The sequence below is a fragment of the Novosphingobium sp. TK46 genome (genome assembly GCF_055361525.1).
In genome coordinates, this window is the sequence record NZ_CM143963.1 from 643,879 (window position 1) to 666,888 (window position 23,010).

Below are 23,010 nucleotides of genomic sequence, written 5' to 3' on the forward strand. Positions count from 1 at the left end.
CGGTTCGTTCGCGGACAGAGCTATTCCGCGCAGCCGCAGCGACATCTTGCTTATCCATAGCAGCTTCATCTCCAGAGGTTAAGTCCGCATGGGCGCAGGCCTCGGGGACGATGGCCCGGGGACGATGGCCCGGGGACGATGGCCCGGGGACGATGGGGTGACTTCTAACCGTGCCCGGTCTATGGCGCGAGGGTGCCACAACCGCCGCAACCTTCATTCATGACAGCCTCGCTGCTCGTCGCCTCCGGCGGCGCGCTCGGATCGTGGCTGCGCTTCTGCATCGGGCGCGCGTGGGTGGGGGCGATCGGACCGTTGCGGGCGAGCGGCTTTCCGTGGGCGACGTTAAGCGTCAACATCGTCGGCAGCCTGGCGATGGGCTTGCTCGTGGGCTGGCTCGCCCGGTTCGGCAACCATAGCGAGGCGACCCGGCTGCTGCTCGCGGTGGGCGTGCTGGGCGGCTTCACCACATTCTCTTCCTTCAGCCTTGAGGCTATTTCCCTGATACAGCGTGCACAACCCGGTCTTGCGGCCCTCTATATCGCCGCATCGCTCGGCGCTGGCCTGTTCGGGCTGTGGCTCGGCCTTATGATGATGCGAGCGACGGCATGAGCAAGTACGATCCAAACGATGGCCCCGTCGACAAGGACGAGGCACGCAAGCCTAAGGCGCACAAGGACAAGGGCGGCGCCAGCGACAACGTGCGCCAGTTCAAGATTGCCGACGACGATGACGGCGTGCGCCTCGATCGCTGGTTCAAGCGGCATCTGGCGCAAGTCGGTTTCGCGACCGTTTCGCGCTGGGCCCGCACCGGACAGATCCGCGTCGATGGCAAGCGCGCCAAGGTCGACACGCATCTGGCTGCAGGGCAAACGCTGCGGGTGCCGCCGGGTGGCGACCCCAAGTCTGACGGACCGGTGCGCCGCCCGCTGACCGAGGAGGAACTCGAACTCGCCGACAGCATGGTGCTGACGCAGGACCGCGCCGCGATCGTGCTCAACAAGCCACCGGGCCTGGCGACACAAGGCGGCAAGGGCATGACCCAGCATGTCGACCAGTTGCTTGACGCATACGCTTCGGAAGGCCCGCGTCCCCGTCTCGTCCACCGGCTCGACAAGGATACTTCGGGCGTGCTGCTGATCGCTCGCACGCCGGGCAGCGCGGCCTATTTCTCGAAGCGGTTCTCGGGCCGTTCGGCGCGCAAGATCTATTGGGCGCTGGTCGTCGGGGTGCCGTCGATCGAGGATGGCATGATCGAGCTGCCGATTTCGAAGCAGCCGGGTACCGGCGGCGAGAAGATGCACGTCGATGTGGAAGGCGGCCAATCGGCGCGCACGCGCTATCGCGTGCTGGACCGCGCGGGCAACAGCGCCTGCTGGGTCGAGCTGCACCCGCTGACCGGGCGCACGCATCAGCTGCGCGTCCACATGGCGGCGATCGGCCATCCGATCGTCGGCGACGGCAAATACGGCGGTCAGGACGCGTTCCTCACGGGTTCGATCAGCCGCAAGATGCACTTGCACGCACGCCGCCTGATCATCGACCACCCGGACGGCACCCCGCTCGACGTCACCGCTCCCCTGCCTGAACACTTCGCGATGGGCATGGAGCAGCTGGGCTTCGACGAGGCCGATGGTGCCGACATCCCCGAGCTTCGCGGCGAGGACACGCGCGAAGACAAGAAGCGCCTTGCCAAGGCCCACGCCAAGCAGTTCCGCAAGGAACGTCGCGGTGAGCGGCGCTCTCGCGGCGAGGGATCGGGCCGCAGCGCACCGGTGAAGTTCGGACCCGGCTCGGTCAAGACCGCCGGCAAGGCGACGGCCAAGGCCCCGGCCAAGGGCACTTCCAAATCGGTTGGGAAAACCGACAAGGCCGGCACCAAATCCGCGCGCCCGGCAAGCAAGCCGGCCTCACGCCCCGAAGGCAAGCCCGCGCCTCGCAAGCCGACGGGAAGGCCATCCGCTCCACGCGGAAAGTCCTGATGCACCCTGATCCGTGCTTCCATCCCGAAGACCGCGCACGCAGCCTCGCGGCGTGTCGTGCGCTGGTCGAACAGGTCGGCTTCACGATGATTTTCGCTGGCGTGCCCGCAGGTCCGCGCGTGGTGCATGCCCCGGTCGTCTGGTTCGGTGAAAGCGCGTTGCGGTTCCATATCGCGCGCCGCAATCTGATCGCCGACCACCTCGATGGCATGACGGCGCTATGCGTGGTCAACGGACCCAATGGCTACATCTCGCCGCGATGGTATGCCGACGCCAGCAACGTGCCGACGTGGAACTATGTCGCGGCGGAGCTTGAAGGTCGTGTCAGCCAGCTGGATGAGAGCAGCTTGCGCGCCCAGATTGCCATGCTGATCGATGCCAGCGAGGCGCGCATCCCGCACGGAAGCGCCTGGACGCTCGATCAGGCTTCGCCCGCCGATGTCGATGCGATGATCCCCGCGATCGTCGGCTTCGAGCTCGATATCCGCGACTGGCGCTACACCGCGAAGCTGTCGCAGAACAAGTCTGCCGGAGATCGCGAGCGGGTCGCCAGCGGCCTCGACGTGAACGGCAACGCCGGGATCGCGCGCCGGATGCGGGACGAAGCCGCATGAAGCTGGCCGTGTTCGATTGCGATGGCACCCTGATCGATGGTCAGGCCAGCATCTGCGAGGCGATGGAAGCCGCGTTCGCGGGCGAAGGGATCGCGGCGCCGGATCGCACCAGGATCCGCCGCGCGGTCGGCCTGTCGCTGCCGCAGGCGATGGGCACCCTGGTCCCCGAAAGCGACGACGACCTGCGTCATGCCCTGGTCGAGGGCTACAAGATCGCGTTTCGCACCGCGCGCAGCGACGGGCGGCTATCACAGCCGCTGTTCGCGGGCATGGCCGAGGCCTTGCGCACGCTGGCGGCGGCAGGCTGGACGCTTGGCGTCGCCACCGGCATGTCCGATCGCGGGCTGACGCACTGCCTTGCCGACAATGGCATCGCGGATCTGTTCGTCACGCTGCAGACTGCCGACCGGCACCCCTCGAAGCCGCACCCCGCGATGCTGGAAGCCGCTCTGTCGCAGGCTGGCGCCCAGGCGAACCAGGCGGTGATGATCGGCGACACCGCCTACGACATGCAGATGGCGCGAGACGGCGGCGTGCGCGGTATCGGCGTAGATTGGGGATATCACGCGCCCCGCGAGCTTCTGGCTGCGGGCGCCGATCGCGTCGCCACCAGCCCTGCCGAGTTGACGCAGTGGCTGCTGGCGTGACGGACGCGATTGCGGCCGATGCGGCGCGACGGCGCTTCTTCACCATCCAGGCGGTCCGTCTTGCCGGCGTAGCCTTAGTCGTGATCGGGATGCTGATCGTGTCGGACCGGATCGCTGCGCCGGCATGGCTCGGCTACCTGCTGCTCGCAAATGGCCTCGTCGACGTTTTCATCATACCGGTCAGGCTTGCGCGCAAATGGAGAACGCCGCAGTGAAGCGCTTCTACAAGTCGGTCGCGGTCGACCAGACGGACGATGGGTGGCGGGTGAGGCTAGACGGTCGGGCGATCAAGACCGCCGCGGGCATGCCGCAGGTCGTGCCCACGCAGGCGCTGGCCGAAGCGTTGGCGCAGGAGTGGTCGGTACAGGGCGATACGCTCGATCCCGGACTGTTCGTTTTGCGAGACCTTGCCGACTACGCGATCGATGCCATCGCCGGCGGCAAGGAGGACGCGGTTGCCGGCCTGCTGCCTTATGCGGAGACCGATACGCTGTGCTATCGTGCCGATCCCGACGAGCCGCTGCACCGGCGCCAGATCGACATTTGGGAGCCGGTGCTGACTCAGGCCGAGGCGCATTTCGGCGTGCGCTTCACCCGCATCTCCGGCATCATCCACAAGCCGCAGCCTGCCGCCACGCTGGAACGGCTGGCGCTGGCTCTGCAAGATCGTGATCCGTTCCAACTGGCGGCGCTGCGGATGCTGACAAGCCTTTCGGCCTCGCTCGTGGTCGCGCTACTGGCGATCGAACCGGATGCCGATCTCACCGCGCTATGGACCGCCGCGAACCTCGAGGAAGAGTGGCAGGCCGAACTGTGGGGCCGCGAGTGGGAGGCCGAGGAACGACGGGCGCGTCGGTTCGAGGCCTTCACCCGCGCGGCACGTTTCGCGGTGCTGGCACGGACCGATTGAACAAGGCGCCATATGGCAATCGCAGCTGGCATTATCCTGTAACCACGGTCATCTTCGGGCGAACCACTTCCTCGTGGCGGGAGAGTCTATGCTTCGCGCAACTGCCTTGGCCCTATCTGCGCTCGTCTGCACAGCGATACCCGCCGTCGCGATGGCCGCGCAGACCCCTCGCGAATTGCTGACAGCCGCCGCGTTCGAAGCCCCTGACAAGGGCGCCGCGCTGGCGCTGGTGCAGCAGGCGATCACCGCCGCCGACCGTATCCTCGCGGCGCATCCCGGGGAACACGAGGCGACTTTGCAACGCGGCGTCGGCATCGGCATCGGCTACCGCGCGAAGCTGACACGCAGCCGCAGCGATGCCCGCGCCTCGCTCGCCATCTTCGAGGGTCTGGCCGCACGCGATCCGCGCGACGCCGAAGCGCAGATGGTGATTGCCGGCTGGCATCTCGACGCGATCGAACAATTGGGAAGCATGGTTGCCCGGGCGGGACTCGGCGCCCGCAGTGACGCTGGTGAAGCGGCGCTCAATCGCGGTGTCGCGCTGGGCGGCAATCGCGCGTTCTATCTTGGTCTGGCGGCGATGATGAAGATCCGGCGCGATCCGAGCGCGGTCGGCGAGGCCCGGCGCTGGGCGGAAGCGGCGGCGGTCGCGGCCACGCCGACCCCGCTGGATGGGCGGATGAAGCGCGCCGCCTTATCGATCCTGCCGGCCCTACGAGCCAATGACGGCAAGGCAGGCGCAGCCATCGCGCGCAAGCTGCTGCCGTTCGGGCGGATCGCCGTCTAGTCGCGCGAAAAGGCTCAGGCTGTCTTGGGTGGCGCTATTGCGTCACCCAGCTTGCGACTTGCGCAGCGACATCGTTCGATGCCCGGCCAAGCGCCGCTGCGACCGGCGCGGCCTTGGCGGCGATACCCGGAATCACGGCCTCGAACCTGCGCGAGGTGATCGCACCGCCCTTTTCCTGCCGCTGGATCGCCACCCGCACCACGACCGACTGCGTAGGCGCATCATACCCCATCGCCAGCAGCCGACCGCTCACCACAGTCCGTCCGATCGCATCGATGTCGCCGTCTTCCACCACCAACCGGCTGGTTCGCGTGCGCAGCGTTTCGGCCAGCAGCGCGCGGAACTGATGGGACGGTTTCTCAATCCAGGCGATATCCTGCAGATAGGCAACCGTGGATGCGTTCACCCGCACCGGCACCCGCAGCATGTCCAGGGTGCGATCCGTTTCCGGATTGAGCACGACGATGGCATCCGCGGTGTTCCCGGTCGAGACCGGCCCGACCTGGGCAGTGTTATCCGGCACCAGGCTGAGCAGCTGCTGCGGCACCTTGGGGCCGAAGCTGATGCATCCCGCCAGCGCCAGCGTCGCGAGGCCGGCAAGGGCACCGCCGCCCAATCGTCGAGCCAAAAGCTTGCCCCTAACCATGCGGCCTGCGCCTCCCATGTCTGCGTATCTGTCCGGTCCGCTCATTTCTTGTAGTCCGGCAGTTTCTGGCCCTTGAGCAAAGCGCCAGCGCCCTGCTCGTCGATCTTCTCGGTCACGTTGCGCAAGGCGCGCGTGGTCGCGCGCAAATCGCGTATGGCGGCTTCGGCTGAAGGAATGGTCGAAGTCGAGACCTGGGTGAGCGCGGGTTGTACCGTCTGCATCGTCTTGTTGAGCTGATCCATCGCGCTTTGCGCCGAACCCAGCGTCTGGCGCAGTTGCACCGCCAGCGAGTTGCCCTCGTTGCCCAACACATCGTCGGCCTTGTCGGCGACGTTCTGGAACGACTGCAGCGTCACCCGCGCTTGTGCCAGCGACTTCTGCAATTCCACCATCGCCCCGCGGAACTCGGGGGTGGCCGACGAGATATCGCGCGTCATCTTGTTGGTGTTTTCAAGAATGCCGCTGAGTGATTTGCGATTGTCCTCGTTCAACAGCAGGTTGAGGTTCTCGGTCAGCGTCGCCAGTCGTTCGAGCAGCAACGGCGCGTTGGAGAGGATCGCGCCCAGGCCGCCAGCCTTGGTCGGGATTACCGGCACGCCTTCCGGCCCGGGCTCGACGATCGGCGGAGCGCCCTTTTGCGCGCCTTCGAGCTGGATGTCGGAAACGCCGGTGAAGCTGCCCTGGATGGTCGCGGTGGTACCGACCGTGATCGGCACCTTCTCGTCCACGCGGATGCGCACGCGGATGAAGCTGGGATCCTTGGGCCACAACTCGATCTGGCTGATCTGGCCGCTGGGAACACCAGCGTAGGCCACTTCGGACCCCTTCGCCAAACCATCGACCGACTGCTTGAAGAAGATGTCGTATTCGTTCTGCGCGCCCTGGTTCAGGCGCGCGATCCAGATCACGAACGCCGCCAGGAACGCCACCAGCAGCAGCGTGACCGCACCGACCCAGACGTGGTTTGCACGTGTTTCCATCGTCTGACCCTATGCTCCTGTGGTGTCCGTGGCGTCGAGCCCCTCAGGAGCGATCTCGGCCAACGACGCGCGATTTTCCTGGCCCCGCTCCTGGCTCGCCTCCGCAGCGCGCCCGCGGGGACCATTGAAGTATTCCTGGATCCACGGATGATCCAGCGCCAGCAGTTCCGGGATCGTACCCACCGCGATGACCTGCTTGTCCGCCAGCACCGCAACCCGGTCACAGATGGCATAGAGCGTGTCGAGATCGTGGGTGATCAGGAACACCGTCAACCCCAGTGTCTCCTTGAGCTCACGCGTGAGCTGGTCGAAGGCGGCGGCGCCGATCGGGTCGAGCCCGGCCGTCGGCTCGTCTAGGAACAGCAGTTCGGGATCGAGCGCCAGCGCCCGCGCCAACCCCGCCCGCTTGCGCATGCCGCCGGACAGCTCGGACGGATATTTGAGCGCGCTTTCCTCCGCGAGGCCCGAGAGGCGCACCTTGAACCGGGCGATGCCATGCAGCAGGTCGTCACTAAGGTCCGGATAGAACTGCTTGAGCGGTACCTCGACGTTCTCACCCACCGTCAGCGTGGAGAACAGCGCGCCGCCCTGGAACAGCACGCCCCAGCGCGAACGGATGTCGATATCGTCCTGCTCGCTGGGTGAGAGCATGTCATGGCCCAGTACCGCGATCTCACCGGCATCGGGCCGCTGCAGGCCGATGATCGAACGCATCAGCACCGACTTGCCCGTGCCCGAGCCGCCGACCACGCCCAGGATCTCGCCCTTGCGCACCTCGAGCGAGAGATTGTCATGGATCACGTTGTCGCCGAACGAGTTGCGCAGGCCGCGCACGACGATCGGAGAATCGGCGATAGCATCAGTTCCGCGATCGATGGTCTGCACCTGCTCGCTCATTTCCAGCCGATCTCGGTGAAGAAGATCGCGAAGAACGCATCCAGCACGATCACCGTGAAGATCGCCGTCACCACCGATTGCGTGGTGCGAAGCCCCACCTCCTCGGCATTGGCCTCGACCTGCATGCCCTGATAGCAGCCCGCCATCGCCACGATCAGCGCGAACACCGGCGCCTTGATCAGCCCGATCCACACGTCGGTGATGGGCACCACTTCCTGAATGCGCTTGAGGAAGGTGAGGAAAGGGATATCGAGCGCGAAGCTGGAGATGAAGGCGCCGCCGATGATCGAGACCACCGCAGCGTAAAAGCCCAGCAGCGGCATCATCAGCACCGATGCCAGCACGCGCGGGACCACCAGCGCCTCCATCGGCGATACGCCGATCGTGCGCATGGCATCGACTTCCTCGGTCAGCCGCATCGTGCCGATCTGCGCGGCAAACGCCGATCCAGAACGTCCCGCGACCATGATCGAGGTCATCAGGATGCCCAGTTCGCGCATCGACAGGCGCCCGGTGAGGTTGATCGTGTAGATTTCGGCGCCGAACTGCTGCAGCTGCACCGCGCCTTGCTGGGCGATGACGATGCCGATCAGAAAGCTCATCACGCCGATGATGCCCAGCGAATTTACGCCCACGTACTGCATGTGGTACAGCAGCGCCGTGCCGCGCAACCGCGACGGGTGGCGGATCATCGTACCCAGCGATCCGAGCAGCGCGCCCAGGAAGCTCAGCACGCGAACGATGCCGTGGCCCCAGTGGACGACGATATCACCCACCTCGCCAATCGTGCGCAGCAGTATCCCTGGCCGCGGTGCGACCACAACGTCCTGTTCGTCGAAGTCGCCGATAGCGGCGAACAGGCGCCGCGCCTGCTCGCTCTCGCCGACGATCTGCACTTGATGCTTGCGCGCGAACCGGCGCACGAGCCAGGCACCGGTGGTGTCGATATCGGTGACGCTGGCCATGTCGACCTTGTCGAGCCGGCTTGAAACCGCATCAAGCTTGGTATCGAGATTGCCAAGGGAATGCACGCGCAACGGCCCGTTGAGCGCCAGCGTGTGGCTGCCGCCTTCCGCCGTTTCGGCAAGAGTGAAGTCAGCCCATTCGCGCATGCAGCACTGTATTGGGGCCAAATCGGCAGCACGGCAAGAGATTGTGCTGTCGGTTGGTCCGGCGCGCCGCTTGCACCCGCCGCGCGCCGCTGGCAAAGCCTCGCGCCATGACGCAGGATAGCAATAGCGAAGCATCGACCACGGTGCTCGACAAGACTTTCAACCCCGCCGCGATCGAGGCCAAGTGGTACCAGCATTGGGAAACCACCGGCCTGTTCCGTCCCGAGCGGCCGGACGCGACCCCATTCACCATCGTCAACCCGCCGCCCAACGTCACCGGCAGCCTGCACATCGGGCACGCGCTCGACAACACGCTGCAGGACATCGTCATCCGCTACGAGCGGCTGCGCGGCAAGGACGCGCTGTGGGTGGTCGGCACCGACCACGCCGGCATCGCCACGCAGATGGTGGTCGAGCGCCAGATGGAAGCGCGCCAGGACAAGCGCACCAACTACACCCGCGAGCAGTTCATCGAGAAGGTGTGGGAGTGGAAGGCCGAGAGCGGCGGCACCATCACCGGCCAGCTGCGCCGCCTCGGCTGCTCGATGGACTGGAGTCGCGAGCAGTTCACCATGGACCCGCATTTCACCAAGGCGGTGGTGAAGGTGTTCGTCGACCTGCACAGCCAAGGCTTGATCTACCGCGACAAGCGGCTGGTGAACTGGGATCCGCGCCTCAAGACCGCGATCTCCGACCTCGAGGTCGAGACGCGCGAGATCGACGGCAAGTTCTGGCACTTCCGCTACCCGCTGTCGGACGGCTCGGGCCACATCTCGGTCGCCACCACCCGGCCCGAGACGATGCTGGCCGACATGCTGGTGGCGGTGAACCCGGCGGATGAGCGCTACAAGGATCTGGTCGCGCGCGGCGTGACCGTGACGCTGCCGCTTACCGGGCGCGAGATCCCGGTCGTGTTCGATGAGCATGCCGATCCGGAACTCGGTTCTGGCGCGGTGAAGATCACGCCGGGGCATGACTTCAACGACTTCGAAGTCGGAAGGCGCGCCGGGATCAAGGCGGGCGACATGCTCAACATGCTCGATGCCGAGGCCAAGGTCTGCCAAACGACGGACGGGCTGGTGCCGCATGGTCTGCTCGGCCTCGACCGCTTCGCCGTGCGTGAGCAGGTCGTGCAGACGATGGACGAACTCGGCCTGCTCGAAAAGGTCGAGGACCGGGTAATCCAGACGCCCTACGGCGACCGTGGTGGCGTGGTGATCGAGCCATGGCTGACCGATCAGTGGTACGTCGATGCCGAGACTTTGGCGAAGGCACCGATGGACGCGGTACGCTCGGGGGCGATCGAGATCGTGCCCAAGAGCTGGGAGAAGACGTTCTTCAACTGGATGGAGAACATCCAGCCGTGGTGCGTCAGCCGTCAGCTGTGGTGGGGACACCGGATTCCCGCTTGGTATGGTCCTACGAAGAACGAAGCTGGTAGACCCGTTTTCAAAGAGTATGCGTCCGGTCGTGATCGCGCCATCGACGAGCATTTTGTCGCTGAGACCGAGAACGAAGCTATACTCCTAGCTGCTGAATTCTACGGCGTTTCACCCGATGAAGTTATCATCGAGAGCTCAAGACAGACCGCCATATTCGGTACATTGTTTGCCGACAAAAAAGGCGGTGGCACAGCCCCGCGACTAGCCGGCAAAATTCCGATCTGGCGCGACGAAGACGTGCTCGACACCTGGTTCTCCAGCGCGCTGTGGCCGTTCGCTACGCTCGGCTGGCCGGACGACAGCGCCCTGCTCGCCAAGCATTACCCCAACGACCTGCTGATCTCCGGCTTCGACATCCTGTTCTTCTGGGATGCGAGGATGGCGATGCAGGGCATTCATTTCATGAAGGAAGTGCCGTGGAAGCGGCTCTACCTGCATGGTCTGGTGCGCGCCGCCGATGGCCAGAAGATGTCCAAGTCCAAGGGCAACGTCGTCGATCCGCTCGGCCTCATCGACCAGTACGGCGCCGACGCGCTGCGCTTCTTCATGGCGGCGATGGAGAGCCAGGGCCGCGACGTGAAAATGGATGAAAAGCGGGTCGAGGGGTACCGCAACTTCGCCACCAAGCTGTGGAACGCGGCGCGCTTCTGCCAGTCCAACGGGATCGGCGCGAGCCAGTCGATCGCCGCCCCGGCAGCGACCTCGGCGGTCAACCGCTGGATCATCAGCGAAGTGGTCGAGACGGTCGCCGCACTGGACAAGGCCATGGCCGACCTGCGCTTCGATGCGGCGGCGAACACGATCTACCAGTTCGCCTGGAGCCAGTTCTGCGACTGGTACATCGAGCTGATCAAGGGATCGTTCGACGAGGAGACGAAGGCTGTCGCCGGCTGGGTGCTCGATCAGATCCTGGTCATGCTCCACCCGTTCATGCCCTTCGTGACCGAGGAACTGTGGTCGAAGATGGGCGAGCGGCCCTACGAGCTGATCGTGGCGAAGTGGCCCGAGCCGGCAGCGGCTGTCGATGCCCAGGCGAAGTCCGAAGTCGAGTGGCTGATCGCGCTGGTCGGCAACTTGCGCGGGGCCAAGGCCGAACTCGGCATCTCGCCGGGCGCCCGCCTGACCGCCTACCTTGCCGAGCCGTCCGAGGCGACCCGCGCCACCATCGGCCGCAGTGCCGGCGCGATCGACCGCCTCGCTCGTCTCGATGCGATCCGCTTCGAGGCCGCGCCTGCCGGTCCCGCGATGCAGGTGGGTGCGGGTGATGCGATGCTGGCGATACCGCTGGAAGGCGTGATCGATCTGGCTTCTGAGAAGGCGCGGCTTGAAAAGGCGCTGGCGACTTCGATCAAGGAGAGGGATTCGCTGGGCAAGCGGCTGGAGAATCCGGCCTTCGTGGAAAAGGCGAAGCCCGAAGCCGTGGACAAGGCCAAGGCAGACCATGCCGCCCACGCTTCGGAGGCCGACCGGTTGCAAGCGGCGCTGGCTCGGCTGGGCTGAACCATCGTCCTCCCCCGCAACGGGGAGGACAAACCATTTTCCTACATCGCCGCGATCTGGCATCTGCGCGATCATGAACTCCGCCGCTTCCCTTGCTCTTTGCCCCAACCGAAGCGGCGCAAATCGGAGGCATGACGGTTTCTCTCTGGACACCGGCAACTGCGGCAACTTGTGTTTCATGCAAGCGGCAACATGCTGACGCTCGCCACCACCACGCCCGGCGAACCGGAGATCTTCGCCTCGCTCCAGGGAGAAGGACCGTCGCTTGGCCGGCCGAGCACGTTCGTGCGGCTGTCGCGCTGCAACCTTGCCTGTCAGTGGTGCGATACCGCTTATACCTGGCGCTTCGAGGGCGACAATCGCCCGCACAAGGACGCGCTCGCCTTCGACCGCAGCGCGAACCAGCTGACGTTGAGCGAGCAGGACGTCGCCGCCCGCATCGCCGCGCTGACACCCGATCGCTTGGTGATCACCGGCGGCGAGCCGCTGCTGCAGGGCGCAGCGCTGGGTCGCATGGTCGAATTGCTGCCCGCCATGCACGTCGAGATCGAGACCAACGGCACCGTCGCTCCGCACCCGGCGCTCGACGGCCAAGTGCACCAGTACAACGTCAGCCCCAAGCTCAGCCATAGCGGCAATCCGGCCGACCTCGCGCTGATCCCGGAGCGCCTCGCCGCCTGGTCCGCCGATCCGCGCGCCTTTTTCAAGTTCGTGGTGGCGAATGACGCCGACGTCGCCGAAGTGCTCGCACTGCAGACCCGCTACGCCATCCCCGGTGACCGCATCTTCCTGATGGCCGAAGGGCGCACCCCGGCGGAACTTCATCCACGCAACCGCTGGCTGGCGCAAATCTGTCTGCAGCACGGCCTTCGGTTCACCGACCGCTTGCACATCCACCTCTATGGGGACACGAGGGGCACATGAACGAGGCCTCCCCCATCCCCATCGGCGAGAACGCGGCCGAGACCCAGCCGATACCGCAAACGCCGCCGCCCGGTGCGCCGCACGGCAAGGAGGGGGGACGTCAGGGCGACCTGACCCAAGGGCCGATCCTGAGCACGCTGCTGGCGTTCTCGGTGCCGATGCTGATCAGCTCGATCCTGCAGACGCTGAACGGTTCGATCAACGCGATCTGGGTGGGGCGCCTGCTGGGCGAGAGCGCGCTGGCCGCCACCGCCAACGCCAATATCGTCATGTTCCTGCTGATCGCGCTGGTGATCGGGTTCGGCACCGCCACCACCGTTCGCGTCGGGCAATTTTTCGGCGCGCGCGATATCGAAGCAGCGCGGCGCAATTTCGGCACCGGCGTGGGTTTCTGCATCCTGCTGGGCGTGATCACCGGTCTGATCGGCTGGATCTTCACGCCCCATATCCTCGCCGCGCTGGGCACTCCGGCGTCCAGCGGAGCGCTGGCGTTGAGCTATCTGCGCGTCATCTTCATCACTATCCCCTTCGGCGTGGTATCGATGATGGTGTCGATGGGCATGCGCGGCGCGGGCGATTCCAAGACGCCGCTCTATGCGATGATCCTGACCGCCGCCGTGGACATCGTGCTCAATCCGCTGTTGATCATCGGCCCGGGTCCGCTGCCGACGCTGGGCATCGCGGGATCGGCGGCGGCGACCGCCTTCGCGAACCTTGCCGGACTGATCTTCCAGCTATGGCGGATCTACGCGCAGGACCTGCCGCTGCGTTTGCGCGGGCCGGAATTCCGCTATCTGATCCCGCAAGGTGAGCCGCTGCGCTACATGATCGCCAAGGGCATCCCGATGGGCGCGCAGATGCTGCTGGTGTCGTCCGCCGGCCTCGTCATGATCGGGCTGGTCAATCGCGAGGGGCTGAACGCCTCCGCCGCCTATGGCGCCTCGCTGCAATTGTGGAACTACCTGCAGATGCCCGCGTTCGCGGTCAGCTCTGCGGTCAGCGCGATGGTCGCGCAGTCGCTGGGCGCGGGCAACCACAAGCGGGTGGGTGACGTGACCAAGATCGGGCTGGCGGCCACCCTGAGCATGTCGGTGGTGCTGGCGGCCGGCATCGTCCTGGCCGACCGGCCGCTGCTCGCGCTATTCCTTGGCGGCGGCAGCCCGGCGATGCCGATCGCCCAACATATCCAGCTGGTGTGCACCAGTTCGTTCGTGCTGATGTGCGTGACGATGATCCTGTCGGGCACGATGCGCGCCTACGGCGCGGTGATCGCGCCGATGGTAATCATGTTCCTCTCGCTCTACCCCGCCCGGCTGGGTTTCTACCACCTCGCCTATTCGCACATCGGCAGCGAGGCGGTGTGGTGGGCCTATCCCGCCGGTTCGGTGGTCGCGGCGGCGCTGACGCTGGGCTACTACACGCAAGGCAAATGGCGCCGCGCCGCGGTCATCCCGCCCGCGACCGGGGCCCCGGCCGCCTGATCGCCGGCTCCCCGGTCAACGCCCGCCGGAGCGCCAGCGCTGGACGGTGCGACGGATCAGTTCGTCCTCGCCGCCGGTCCGGCACCACAGGTCGCTGAACAACGGATCGCCCGAGGCGGGGCGCCGGCCATCCTCCAGCGCGTCGAACCCGACGCGAACCGGGATCGAGACACCTTCGCCGCAGATCACGCATTCGCGGTTGCGTAGCGCCGGGATCGCCTCGAGGAACCCGCGCGAGCCTTCGGGCATGGCGGCACGCACGAAGGCCTGGTCGCGATCGTTGTTCAGCCGCATGGCGATGATCGTGCCGCATTGCGACAGCACGCCTTCGGCCAGGTCGGAGGGACGCTGGGTGATGAGGCCCAGCGACACACCGTACTTGCGGCCTTCCTTGGCGATGCGCGACATGATCCGCCCGACCGACGAACCATCGGCATTGCGCTCGTTCGGAACGTAGCGGTGCGCCTCTTCGCAGACCAGCAGGATCGGCAGGGTATGCTCCTCGCGCGCCCAGACCGCGAAGTCGAACACCAGCCGGCTGAGCACCGCGACGACGGTTGCGGTGATCTCGGACGGCACCCCGGACACGTCGATGATCGAGATCGGCCGCCCTCGCGACGGCAGGCGGAACAGCTTGCCGATGAACGCGGCCATGATGTCGCCCACCAGCATCCCTGCGAACATGAACTGGTAGCGCGGGTCGGCCCTGACCTCGTCGATCCTGTTCTTGAGGCGCATGTAGCCCGCCGTGGTGCGCCCCTTGTCGAGCTTGCCCATCTCCAGGTTGATGATCGCGGACAGATCCGACAGCAGATAGGGGATCGGCGCGTCGACCGTGGTCTTGCCCATCTCCTGGCCCAGGCGATTGCGCATGCGCGCGTCCAGCAGGCACTTGGCGAGGATTTCGGCATCCTCCTGCCGCTCGTCACCGCGAGTGGTGACGAAGACCTCGCAGTGCTCCTCGAAATTCATCAGCCAGTACGGCATCTGCAGGTTGCTGACGTCGAGGATCACGCCGTTGTCTTTAAACGCGGCGCCGTATTCGCCATGCGGATCGATCATCACGATGTGGCCTTCGGGCGCCGCCTCGCAGATGCGGTGCAGGATCAGCGCCGCGGCGGTCGACTTGCCGGTGCCGGTCGATCCCAGCAGCGCGAAGTGCTTGCCCAGCAGCGCATCGATATAGAGCGTCGCGGGGATATCACGGGTGGGAAAGACGCTGCCGACCTGGATCGCGGCGCGCCCGGTGCGGGCATAGATGTCGCGCAGATCCCCGGTCGTCGCGGGATAGACCATCGCGCCCGGGATCGGATAATTGGTGATGCCGCGCCGGAAGTTGGCGATGTGACCGGTGGGATCGGCATCGCCCTCCCCCAGAAAGTCGATGACGGCGATGATCGCCTCGGGCGAGTTGGCGTCCTGCCTCTGGCTGCGCACCGTCGCCAAAAGCCACGTGGTTCCGGCCTGCACCTTGATCTGGATGCCGACCTGCCCCGCCAGTGCCAGCGCCGGATCGGGATCGCTCGCGCACTCGGTCAGTCGCGGGATGTCCAGCACCACGCGCGATCCCGCGCCGGACACCTCGATGACCATGCCGATCGGTTCTTGCGCATCCCTTGCGCCAGGCCCGGTCTCGCCGTCCCGGGCACCTGCGGCGGGTGCGAAACCGGCGCTCGCGATATCGGCCATCTGCATGTCTCTGCCCCGGCGCCAGTTTGGCACTGCCATGACGCCGGGGACTAAGCAGGCTAGGTTAACATCGTCTTTAGATAGGGTTACGTCCTAGACGAGGGCGAAAAACCGGCCTGCCACCCAGCCCATCGCCACCGAAACGGCGACCGCGAGCAAGCCATAGAACAGGCCATATCGGTCCGCGAATATGGCGATCGCCCGCTCGATGCCGATCTTGCGCACTTCGACGGTGCTGCTGGCCGAGGCGACGACACGGCCCTTGGAGATGGCGAATGTCTCCGCGGTGTAGGTTCCCGTCGGCACGCGTGACGGCAGGCCGATTCGGGCCTGGTAGAGCACCTGCTCGCTGACCTTCACCGCGCCTTCTTCTTCGCGATAGAGGCCGTTGCTGGTGTTGAGCGAGACGAGACCGGCGGCGAAGCGCGACTGTTCGGCCGCATCGATCGAGCCGATCGGCGACAGCTGCAGCCACTTCAGACCCAACTCATAGATCGCCGCCGTCTTGTCGTCGACGATCTGGGCGATGGGCCGGGTCGAGGCGATCGCGTAATAGGACGGCGCCGACCGCAGTTCGGCGCTGTCGACGTTGATCCAGATGCCCGCGACCTTCTGCTTTTCGCGCACCACGATCGACTGGGTCGGCCCCTTGAGCACGACGACGATGTCGTAATCCTTTGCCGCGCGCGTGCCGTCCGGGCTGAGCACGGCACCGAACAGCAGCAGTTCGGTGCCGGTGAAGCCTTGGCGCAACAGCACCTCGTGCTGGGAGACTTCCGGCACCAGGATCGGATCACGCGCGGCGCCCAGCAGCAACAGGAGGAGCAAGGCGACCGCCGCCCTCACAGCGGCGCGACCGTGTAGATTTCGTCCGGACGAAAGCCGAGACCGATCGCCATTCGCAACGCGACCAGCAGCACGACCACCGCCAGCAGCAGGCGCAGCTTCACCGGGCTCGCCTTCTGGGCGAACTGCGCACCGATCTGCGCGCCCGTGACCGACCCGATCAGCAGCAGCGTGGCGAGCACGATGTCGACCGCCTTGGTGGTCAGCGCATGCATCATCGTCGTCGCCATCGTCACGAACAGGATCTGGAACAGCGAGGTGCCGACGACCACGTTGGCACTCATGCCCAGGATATACAGCATCGCCGGAACCAGCACGAAGCCGCCGCCGATCCCCATCAGCATCGTCAGGATGCCGGTGGCCAGCCCCAGCAGGAACGGCGCGAGCGGCGAGATGTACAGGCCGGATCGATAGAACCTCCAGCGCATCGGCAGGCTGGCGACCAGCGGATGATGGCGTCGCTTGCGTGCAGGCAGCGGGGTGCCGCTGCGTTCCGCGCGCAGCGTCTGAATGCTCTCGCGCGCCATCAGCCAGCCGATCGAGCCCAGCAGCACGACGTAGAGGATGTTGATGACGGTATCGATCTGGCCAAGCCGCTGCAGCAGGTTGAACAGCAGTGCGCCCACGCCCGTGCCGACGATGCCGCCCGCGACCAGCACGCCCCCCATCTGGTAGTCCACGCCGCCGCGCCGCGAGTGGGCGAAGGCGCCCGATACGCTGGCGCCGGTCACCTGGCTGGCGGCCGAGGCGGCGGCGACGGTGGGCGGGATGCCATAGAAGATCATCAGCGGCGTCGTCAGGAAGCCGCCGCCCACGCCGAACATGCCCGAGAGCAGGCCGGTCAGGAGCCCCAGGCCAACGATGATGAGACCGTTGACCGACAAGTTCGCGATTGGCAGGTAAACGTCCATCGGCACGCCTCGCTAGCCTACCGATGGGGGCGTGGAAAGCCGTCTGATCAGAATCCTGCCGCGACCGTCAGCGCCGGGCCGGAATCGGGCTCGGCATTGCCGGCGACGCGGAAGCGCCAGTCCACCGCGAGGCGGCCGAACACCTTGGGCGTCAGCGGCAACGAAACGGTGGCGCCGGGTCCGGCATCGAGCCGCGAGGCGCCCTTCTGGATGCCGCCCCACACACCCCCGCCGACCCGCGCCTGCGCCCGCCCGAGATCGAGCAGCGCACGATCGACCCGCACCTGCCCATCGGCAAAGGGCGTGGCGTAACGGCCGGCGACATAGCCCGCCTGGCCATAGACCTCGGCCCGTGTCCCGCCCGGCAGCGGAAGCAGCGGCAGCGTCGTCACCGCCATCGCCGCGGGCTGGAACCGGTGCGATCCGGCCTGCTGTGTGATACGTCCCTCGATCGCGGCGACGATCGGCACGCTTGCCAGCGGACGGGCCGAGAGCCCGAGCGCCGCGGACGTCTCGGTAAGGCCGCCCAACGTACTGGTCGTGCGCAAATACGCCGTGGGCTGGCGGGGATCCTGCATCGCCAGGCGATAGCGCAACACCGCGCCGGCCTGGCTGGCACCGTAAGTGCTCGGCAGCGTGCCTTGCGGTGGAACCTTCGCCGGATCCTTGCGGATAAGCGCCCAGGCATCCATCGACCACCGCGACGGATCGCCGATCAGCCGACCCATGCGTCCCCCCAGCAGCGCGGCGGGTTCACCGTAGCGCACGCGGGTTGGAGCACCGGTGAACAAGGCGGGCATCCCGTCGGCCAGCAAGCCATCGTCGCGAGCGGCGGGGGAGATCGGGCGATTGCTCGAGTACTGCGGAAAGTAGTTGCCGTCGGTATCGTCCGGAATGCCCGCGCGCGCATCTGCGCCGGTGAAGGTGCCGCGTCGATCCATCGGCCCCGGGCCATAATGGAGCCTCCGATCGGGGCCATACCACACGGGGACATACTGGATCGTGGGCTGATAGGCGACGCGCATCGGCTCCATCGGCCCGGGATAGGATTGCGGCCCCGGATAGTACGCAAGGTTCGGCCCAGCCGGCGCGGCCGTGGCGGTTTCGACCGTCAGTACCGCCTCGGGCAGGCTTGGTCCGTCCTGTCCGCCCAGGCTGGTGATCCGCGCCCCGGCCCAGCCGAGCAGCAGCGCGGCCAGCACCACCAGCGGCTGGCCGCGTGCACGCTGTCGCCGCGCGCTCATGCCGGCACCGCGCGGGTCTGGGCGATCGCCGGATGGGCGTGATGCTCGGTTTTGTCCCAGACCACCGCCGCCCCGCGCAAGGTGCGCACGTAGCTCACCAGTGCGCGGCGCCCGGCCATGATCGCGATCACGTTGGCAACGAACATCCGGGGTACCGACCGCAAGCCCTCGACCACGCCGTACTCGCGCGTGGTGAAGGCGCAGCGCATCGCCATGCGCCACAGCAGGCTGACGGTGCTGACGATCAGCATGATCCGCAAGGCAGGTGGATCGCGCTGCGGCAGGGTCCATCCTTGCCATTGTGCGAACAGCAGCACCCCGCTCACGCAGATCCAGGCATATGCGGCGGCGAGCACCACCGCCATCAGCGGACCGCGCCGGTCGCGCAGCCGCATCCACACGTCGAGCGGGCGGCGAGACCAGCCGAGCCGGTCCCAGCCCTGCAAGGCGATGCCGTGGATCCAGCGGGTTTTCTGGCGCACTGCGGTCTCCAGCGTCGATGGGAAGTAGGCGCGCGTCGCGATCAGGCTGCCGTCGGCACCGCGCAGGCGCAGGAAGCGCGAGCGGCCATCGTCGTGCGAAAACAGCAGGCCCAGCTCATAATCCTCGGTCAGACATTCGGACGCGAACGGACCGTCGACTCCCGCCGGTCCGCGCATCCGGGCCAGCTGCGCCAGCCGTTCGCGCGCAAAGCCGCAGCCCACCCCCGCCGCCGGGATCGGCGCGCGCAAGGCATCGCGCACCACCAGCGTCTTGCCATGCGCTTCGGCGAACTCGTCGGAATAATGTCCGGCGATCCAGTGCGAACGTGGCTGCGGTTCGGGAAGCACCGGCAATTGGACGAAGTCCGCCGCGTCCAGCCCGGCATCGATCGCCGCGATCGCGTCGCGATGCACCATGTCCTCGGCATCGTGCATCACCACGCCGCGAAAGCGGACGGCGCGGCGGCGCTCGTCCTCGCACATCGCGCGATAGACGCGGTTGAGGCAATCGGCCTTGGTGGTGGGGCCCGCCTTGTCATGGATGACGATGCGCAGCCGCGGATCGCCCGACGCCGCCGTCATCGCCGCCGCCACCGTCGCCGGATCGTTGCCATAGCAGCCGACGTAGAGGGTCAGGTTGCGCTGGGGCCAGACGCGCAAGGCATGGCGGACCATGTGGCCGATCACCTGCGATTCCTGCCATGCGGCGACGAACACCGCCAGGGGTGCCGCCAGCGGCCTTGCCGTATCCAGCCCGGGCACATCATCCTTGAACCACCAGCGACGTAAGCGCAGGCCGAGCCACAGGCAATCCACCGCGAACTCGTCCGCCGCCCCAAGCACGAACCAGAACGCGGCGAAGTAAAGCAGTTCCTGCTCCAGCACCTGCAGCCCTGCAAGTACCGGCAATATCAGGTCGATCGTCATGCTGCGCACCCCCGCGGCGGGGTTACGAAGAGTCGAATGCGGGCGCCATTTACATTTATGTAACCACGAATACAGGCCTGTAACCCGGTACCCGCGTGCCGGCCGGAATCCGAGGCACCGCGACTTGGCGGGAATGCGGTATCTGCGGTGATAACGCGTGCGCCGGCCCGCCCCCTCGACCGATTATTAAGACCTGGGCGTTCAGTGTAGGGCCACATCGTGTCCGCCATGCGTTGAGCGGGGACAATCAGGTAAGACAATGAAAAGCCTACGCCACATGTTCTCGGGCCGATCGCCCGAGCCAGCCACGCCGATCCGCCCCGCCAGCACCGCCCCCGGCACGCGCATCTATGCCATCGGCGACGTCCACGGACGGCTCGATCTGTTTCGGGAAGTGATCCGCTCGATCGAGAACGACGATGCCGCACGCGAGCCGGCACGGACCATCATCGTGCTGCTGGGCGACCTCATCGATCGCGGCCCGCATAGCGCCGGGGTTATCGCCTCGGCGCGCGTGTTGTCGCAGCGGCGCGAAGTGCGGCTGATCATGGGCAATCACGAGGAGATGTTCCTCGACAGCTTCGCCGATCCCGGCATCCTGCGGGCCTTCATGCGCTATGGCGGGCGCATGACCTTGGAGTCGTATGGCGTGGCGGCGCAGGATCTGGCGGTGGCGAACCCGGAGCAATTGCTGCAGCTGATGACCGAGGCGGTTCCGCGTGAGGATCGCGCGTTCCTGAGCAGCTTCGAACAGATGGTGCGGCTGGGCGATTACGTCTTCGTTCATGCCGGGGTGCGCCCGGACCTGCCCCTCGATCGCCAGACCATCGAGGATTGCCGCTGGATCCGCGAGCCGTTTCTGAGCCATGCCGGTGATTTCGGCGGGATGATCGTGCACGGCCACACCATCACCGATGCGCCCGAATTCATGTCCAATCGCATCGGTATCGACACCGGCGCCTATCAGAGCGGCCGGCTCACCGCGATCGGGCTGGAGGGGACCGAGCGTTGGCTGATCCAGGCATGCGAGCAGGAGGACGGCGCAATCGCCTCGTTCGCGCGCGCAGCCTGACGGCGGACACGGCTTTTCGCCCGCCAGCGAGCGCGGGGGTTACGCCAAGGGAAACACACGGCGGACGTTGTGGCCGGCGCGGGGTGCCTGGCGCGACAGGCTTGGCTCGCGTTCCATCTTGCGACTGGCTAACGGGGGAAGCGCGAGAAGCGGACCGTCAACTCGACCTTATTGTCATGCGAAGCCCGGGCGGCGAAAGGTTCGCAGAACACCGCCGGTTTGAACGATCGGGAGAGCCTGCGGACGTACCGCCGGTATGCCGATCGTCAGCAATCGCATTGGGTGCAGGCGCCCGTCTGTGAAGCGCCGGCCGCACGGTGCGGGTTAGTGTCGAACAAGGCCCTGTCCGCCCGCACCTGCCGTTTACCGGATTGCTCCGATGCTCAGCCATATAGCCTATCTGGTTACTTTTGTCAAGCCGCGTGGACTTGAGCCAACTGTCAGCGGCGAGCCGGAACCAGGGCCTTGGCCGCAATGTAGTCGACGACGGCGTCGCCATTGGTCGTGCCGGGGGTGACGATGTCGAAATGGTCGGCACCGCCCGGCTCGATCAGGTCCACCGTATCGCCGCTCGCTCGCGCGACATCGGCATAGTCGTGCATCAGCTTGGCGAATGCGCCGCCGACCAACAACTGATGCACCCCCAGCGGCAGGTGATCGGCCGGTGACGCGAGGGCGTATTGCTCCGGTCTTTCCTGCGGCGTTCCGCCCATCATCGGCACGATGACCGGTCGGCCGCAGGCTTGCGCGTCCATACCGATGAACGATGCCGGCGATGCCGGTCCGTCGATCGCGACCACGCTGATCGGTCGCACGACCGCTGCCGACCACGGCGCGGCCAGCCTTGGACGCGAGGCGACCCACAAGGCGAAATGGGCGCCGGACGAATGGCCCACGACCGTCACCCGCGTCAGATCGAGGGGATAGCCGGCCGCGACCTCCGCCAGTTTGTCGGTCGCCGCCGCGACATCCTCGAACGATCCGGGCCAGCCGCCACCGGCGTCGCCCAGAACGCGGTACTCGATGTTCCAGGTCGCGAAGCCGCGCTTGCCGAGCGCGTCGGCCAGCCCGGCGATGCCGGCGTGATCGACGGCGCTGACGCTCCAGCACCCACCGTGAATGATGACGGCGACGGGAAACGGTCCCTTGCCCGACGGAATGCGCAGATCTGCGACCTGCTGTGGTGCCGCGCCATATCGGATCGTCGCCAGCGGCGGGGCGGCACGCTGCCCGGCGGCCTTGAATGCCGCCTGCGGATCCCGCGCGATGCCCGCCGCTGGCCTGAACACCAGCAGGAGCAGCCCGGCGACCACGACGCCAGCCAGAACGATCGCATAGCGCACGTCAGTCTCCCCAAAAAAACGCGGCAGCATCACGCGTTGATAGGTAGACTTACCGATAAAACCGGCAAGCGCACCACCAATTATCGCGCGATAGCGGACACGATCGGGGGCGCCGTCCGCGCGCCCGACCCTCTTTCCATCAATTGCGCCGGGGAGCCTGTAAGCCGGGTTCTGTCTTGCCGGCGGTATCTCGTGAGAGACCCACGCGGCATGGGCAGCCATTCCTCTTACGCGGTGCATCGCTGCACCGCTCCAGCGACCAACCCGGGCTGCCTGGGTCCGAAACAGACCCGCCGATCTCCCGGCTTTCGCCGACGCCAGCACGCAGCCCCTATTCGGTCTTGCTCCGGGTGGGGTTTACCTTGCCGCTTGCCGTTACCGGAAGCGCGGTGCGCTCTTACCGCACCCTTTCACCCTTACCTCGGCTCCGAAGAGCGTCGGCGGTCTGCTCTCTGTGGCACTGTCCCTAGCCCCGGCGTGAACCGAGACCGGCGGGCGTTACCCGCCACCCTTGTTTCGTGGAGCCCGGACTTTCCTCGGCGCTACGAATAGCGACGCGGCTGCCCGGCTCCCCGGC

At 66.4% G+C, this 23,010-nt stretch carries 21 protein-coding genes and 1 other RNA gene; 11 read left to right on the plus strand and 11 right to left on the minus strand.

Features of this window, described 5'->3' with window-relative positions; all coding sequences use genetic code 11:
• Window positions 1-219: 219 nt before the first annotated feature.
• From crcB to ACXJ1Z_RS03010, 7 genes are all read left to right on the plus strand, one after another.
• A complete protein-coding gene (gene crcB / locus ACXJ1Z_RS02980) occupies window positions 220-609 on the plus strand; it encodes a fluoride efflux transporter CrcB (RefSeq protein WP_463779431.1) in 390 nt (129 codons plus the stop codon).
• Window positions 606-1,979: an RluA family pseudouridine synthase gene (locus ACXJ1Z_RS02985; RefSeq protein WP_463779432.1), complete on the plus strand. Its 1,374-nt coding sequence runs from the start codon at window positions 606-608 to the stop codon at window positions 1,977-1,979. The genes crcB and ACXJ1Z_RS02985 overlap by 4 nt, the downstream gene beginning before the upstream one ends.
• A complete protein-coding gene (locus tag ACXJ1Z_RS02990; RefSeq protein ID WP_463779433.1) occupies window positions 1,979-2,593 on the plus strand; it encodes an FMN-binding negative transcriptional regulator in 615 nt (204 codons plus the stop codon). Before ACXJ1Z_RS02985 ends, ACXJ1Z_RS02990 begins: the two co-directional genes overlap by 1 nt.
• Window positions 2,590-3,240 (plus strand): HAD-IA family hydrolase, encoded by a 651-nt coding sequence (locus ACXJ1Z_RS02995; RefSeq protein WP_463779435.1) that lies wholly within the window; start codon window positions 2,590-2,592, stop codon window positions 3,238-3,240. Before ACXJ1Z_RS02990 ends, ACXJ1Z_RS02995 begins: the two co-directional genes overlap by 4 nt.
• A complete protein-coding gene (locus ACXJ1Z_RS03000) occupies window positions 3,225-3,455 on the plus strand; it encodes a hypothetical protein (protein WP_463779436.1) in 231 nt (76 codons plus the stop codon). The genes ACXJ1Z_RS02995 and ACXJ1Z_RS03000 overlap by 16 nt, the downstream gene beginning before the upstream one ends.
• Window positions 3,452-4,150 (plus strand): ATP12 family chaperone protein, encoded by a 699-nt coding sequence (locus ACXJ1Z_RS03005; protein WP_463781149.1) that lies wholly within the window; start codon window positions 3,452-3,454, stop codon window positions 4,148-4,150. The genes ACXJ1Z_RS03000 and ACXJ1Z_RS03005 overlap by 4 nt, the downstream gene beginning before the upstream one ends.
• 151 nt (window positions 4,151-4,301) lie before the next feature.
• Entirely contained in the window at window positions 4,302-4,937 is a 636-nt protein-coding gene (locus ACXJ1Z_RS03010; RefSeq protein ID WP_463779437.1) for a hypothetical protein, read from the plus strand.
• A 34-nt stretch (window positions 4,938-4,971) separates the two neighbouring features.
• Here the strand turns inward: ACXJ1Z_RS03010 and ACXJ1Z_RS03015 are convergent, their stop codons facing one another.
• From ACXJ1Z_RS03015 to ACXJ1Z_RS03030, 4 genes are read right to left on the minus strand one after another with little or no spacing between them, the layout of a single operon-like run.
• Entirely contained in the window at window positions 4,972-5,583 is a 612-nt protein-coding gene (locus tag ACXJ1Z_RS03015) for an ABC-type transport auxiliary lipoprotein family protein (RefSeq protein WP_463779438.1), read from the minus strand.
• 41 nt (window positions 5,584-5,624) lie between these two features.
• Window positions 5,625-6,563 carry an MlaD family protein gene (locus tag ACXJ1Z_RS03020; protein WP_463779439.1) on the minus strand — a complete coding sequence of 313 codons (939 nt, stop codon included), beginning with the start codon at window positions 6,561-6,563 and terminating at the stop codon, window positions 5,625-5,627.
• A gap of 9 nt (window positions 6,564-6,572) precedes the next feature.
• Window positions 6,573-7,460, minus strand: coding sequence for an ABC transporter ATP-binding protein (locus ACXJ1Z_RS03025; protein WP_463779440.1), 888 nt, complete (start codon window positions 7,458-7,460; stop codon window positions 6,573-6,575).
• Window positions 7,457-8,572 carry an MlaE family ABC transporter permease gene (locus ACXJ1Z_RS03030; RefSeq protein ID WP_463779442.1) on the minus strand — a complete coding sequence of 372 codons (1,116 nt, stop codon included), beginning with the start codon at window positions 8,570-8,572 and terminating at the stop codon, window positions 7,457-7,459. Before ACXJ1Z_RS03030 ends, ACXJ1Z_RS03025 begins: the two co-directional genes overlap by 4 nt.
• 107 nt (window positions 8,573-8,679) lie before the next feature.
• On the opposite strand from ACXJ1Z_RS03030, the gene ACXJ1Z_RS03035 reads away from it, so the two are divergent.
• The 3 genes from ACXJ1Z_RS03035 to ACXJ1Z_RS03045 all read left to right on the plus strand — a co-directional run bounded on the left by ACXJ1Z_RS03035 (window position 8,680) and on the right by ACXJ1Z_RS03045 (window position 13,919).
• Window positions 8,680-11,514, plus strand: coding sequence for a valine--tRNA ligase (locus ACXJ1Z_RS03035; RefSeq protein WP_463779443.1), 2,835 nt, complete (start codon window positions 8,680-8,682; stop codon window positions 11,512-11,514).
• A 192-nt stretch (window positions 11,515-11,706) separates the two neighbouring features.
• Window positions 11,707-12,438, plus strand: coding sequence for a 7-carboxy-7-deazaguanine synthase QueE (locus tag ACXJ1Z_RS03040; protein WP_463779445.1), 732 nt, complete (start codon window positions 11,707-11,709; stop codon window positions 12,436-12,438).
• On the plus strand, window positions 12,435-13,919 hold the full coding sequence (locus ACXJ1Z_RS03045; RefSeq protein WP_463779446.1) for an MATE family efflux transporter: 1,485 nt from the start codon (window positions 12,435-12,437) through the stop codon (window positions 13,917-13,919). The genes ACXJ1Z_RS03040 and ACXJ1Z_RS03045 overlap by 4 nt, the downstream gene beginning before the upstream one ends.
• Window positions 13,920-13,934: 15 nt before the next feature.
• Here the strand turns inward: ACXJ1Z_RS03045 and ACXJ1Z_RS03050 are convergent, their stop codons facing one another.
• The 5 genes from ACXJ1Z_RS03050 to ACXJ1Z_RS03070 form a co-directional block, all read right to left on the minus strand.
• Complete coding sequence (locus ACXJ1Z_RS03050) at window positions 13,935-15,608, minus strand: ATP-binding protein (protein WP_463781151.1); 1,674 nt, start codon at window positions 15,606-15,608, stop codon at window positions 13,935-13,937.
• A 93-nt stretch (window positions 15,609-15,701) separates the two neighbouring features.
• On the minus strand, window positions 15,702-16,454 hold the full coding sequence (locus ACXJ1Z_RS03055; protein ID WP_463779447.1) for a TIGR02186 family protein: 753 nt from the start codon (window positions 16,452-16,454) through the stop codon (window positions 15,702-15,704).
• Window positions 16,451-17,365, minus strand: a complete 915-nt coding sequence (locus ACXJ1Z_RS03060) for a sulfite exporter TauE/SafE family protein (RefSeq protein ID WP_463779449.1) — start codon at window positions 17,363-17,365, stop codon at window positions 16,451-16,453. The genes ACXJ1Z_RS03055 and ACXJ1Z_RS03060 overlap by 4 nt, the downstream gene beginning before the upstream one ends.
• A gap of 47 nt (window positions 17,366-17,412) precedes the next feature.
• On the minus strand, window positions 17,413-18,609 hold the full coding sequence (locus tag ACXJ1Z_RS03065; protein ID WP_463779451.1) for a hypothetical protein: 1,197 nt from the start codon (window positions 18,607-18,609) through the stop codon (window positions 17,413-17,415).
• Window positions 18,606-20,018 carry a glycosyl transferase family protein gene (locus ACXJ1Z_RS03070; protein ID WP_463779452.1) on the minus strand — a complete coding sequence of 471 codons (1,413 nt, stop codon included), beginning with the start codon at window positions 20,016-20,018 and terminating at the stop codon, window positions 18,606-18,608. Before ACXJ1Z_RS03070 ends, ACXJ1Z_RS03065 begins: the two co-directional genes overlap by 4 nt.
• A 259-nt stretch (window positions 20,019-20,277) precedes the next feature.
• Here ACXJ1Z_RS03070 and ACXJ1Z_RS03075 point away from each other — a divergent pair, with 259 nt between their 5' ends.
• Window positions 20,278-21,090 carry a metallophosphoesterase family protein gene (locus ACXJ1Z_RS03075; protein ID WP_463779453.1) on the plus strand — a complete coding sequence of 271 codons (813 nt, stop codon included), beginning with the start codon at window positions 20,278-20,280 and terminating at the stop codon, window positions 21,088-21,090.
• Between the two features lie 440 nt (window positions 21,091-21,530).
• Here the strand turns inward: ACXJ1Z_RS03075 and ACXJ1Z_RS03080 are convergent, their stop codons facing one another.
• Window positions 21,531-22,433 (minus strand): alpha/beta fold hydrolase, encoded by a 903-nt coding sequence (locus tag ACXJ1Z_RS03080; protein WP_463779454.1) that lies wholly within the window; start codon window positions 22,431-22,433, stop codon window positions 21,531-21,533.
• A 144-nt stretch (window positions 22,434-22,577) separates the two neighbouring features.
• An RNA gene (gene rnpB / locus ACXJ1Z_RS03085) (RNase P RNA component class A) lies at window positions 22,578-23,009 on the minus strand.
• Between the last annotated feature and the right edge of the window lies 1 nt (window position 23,010).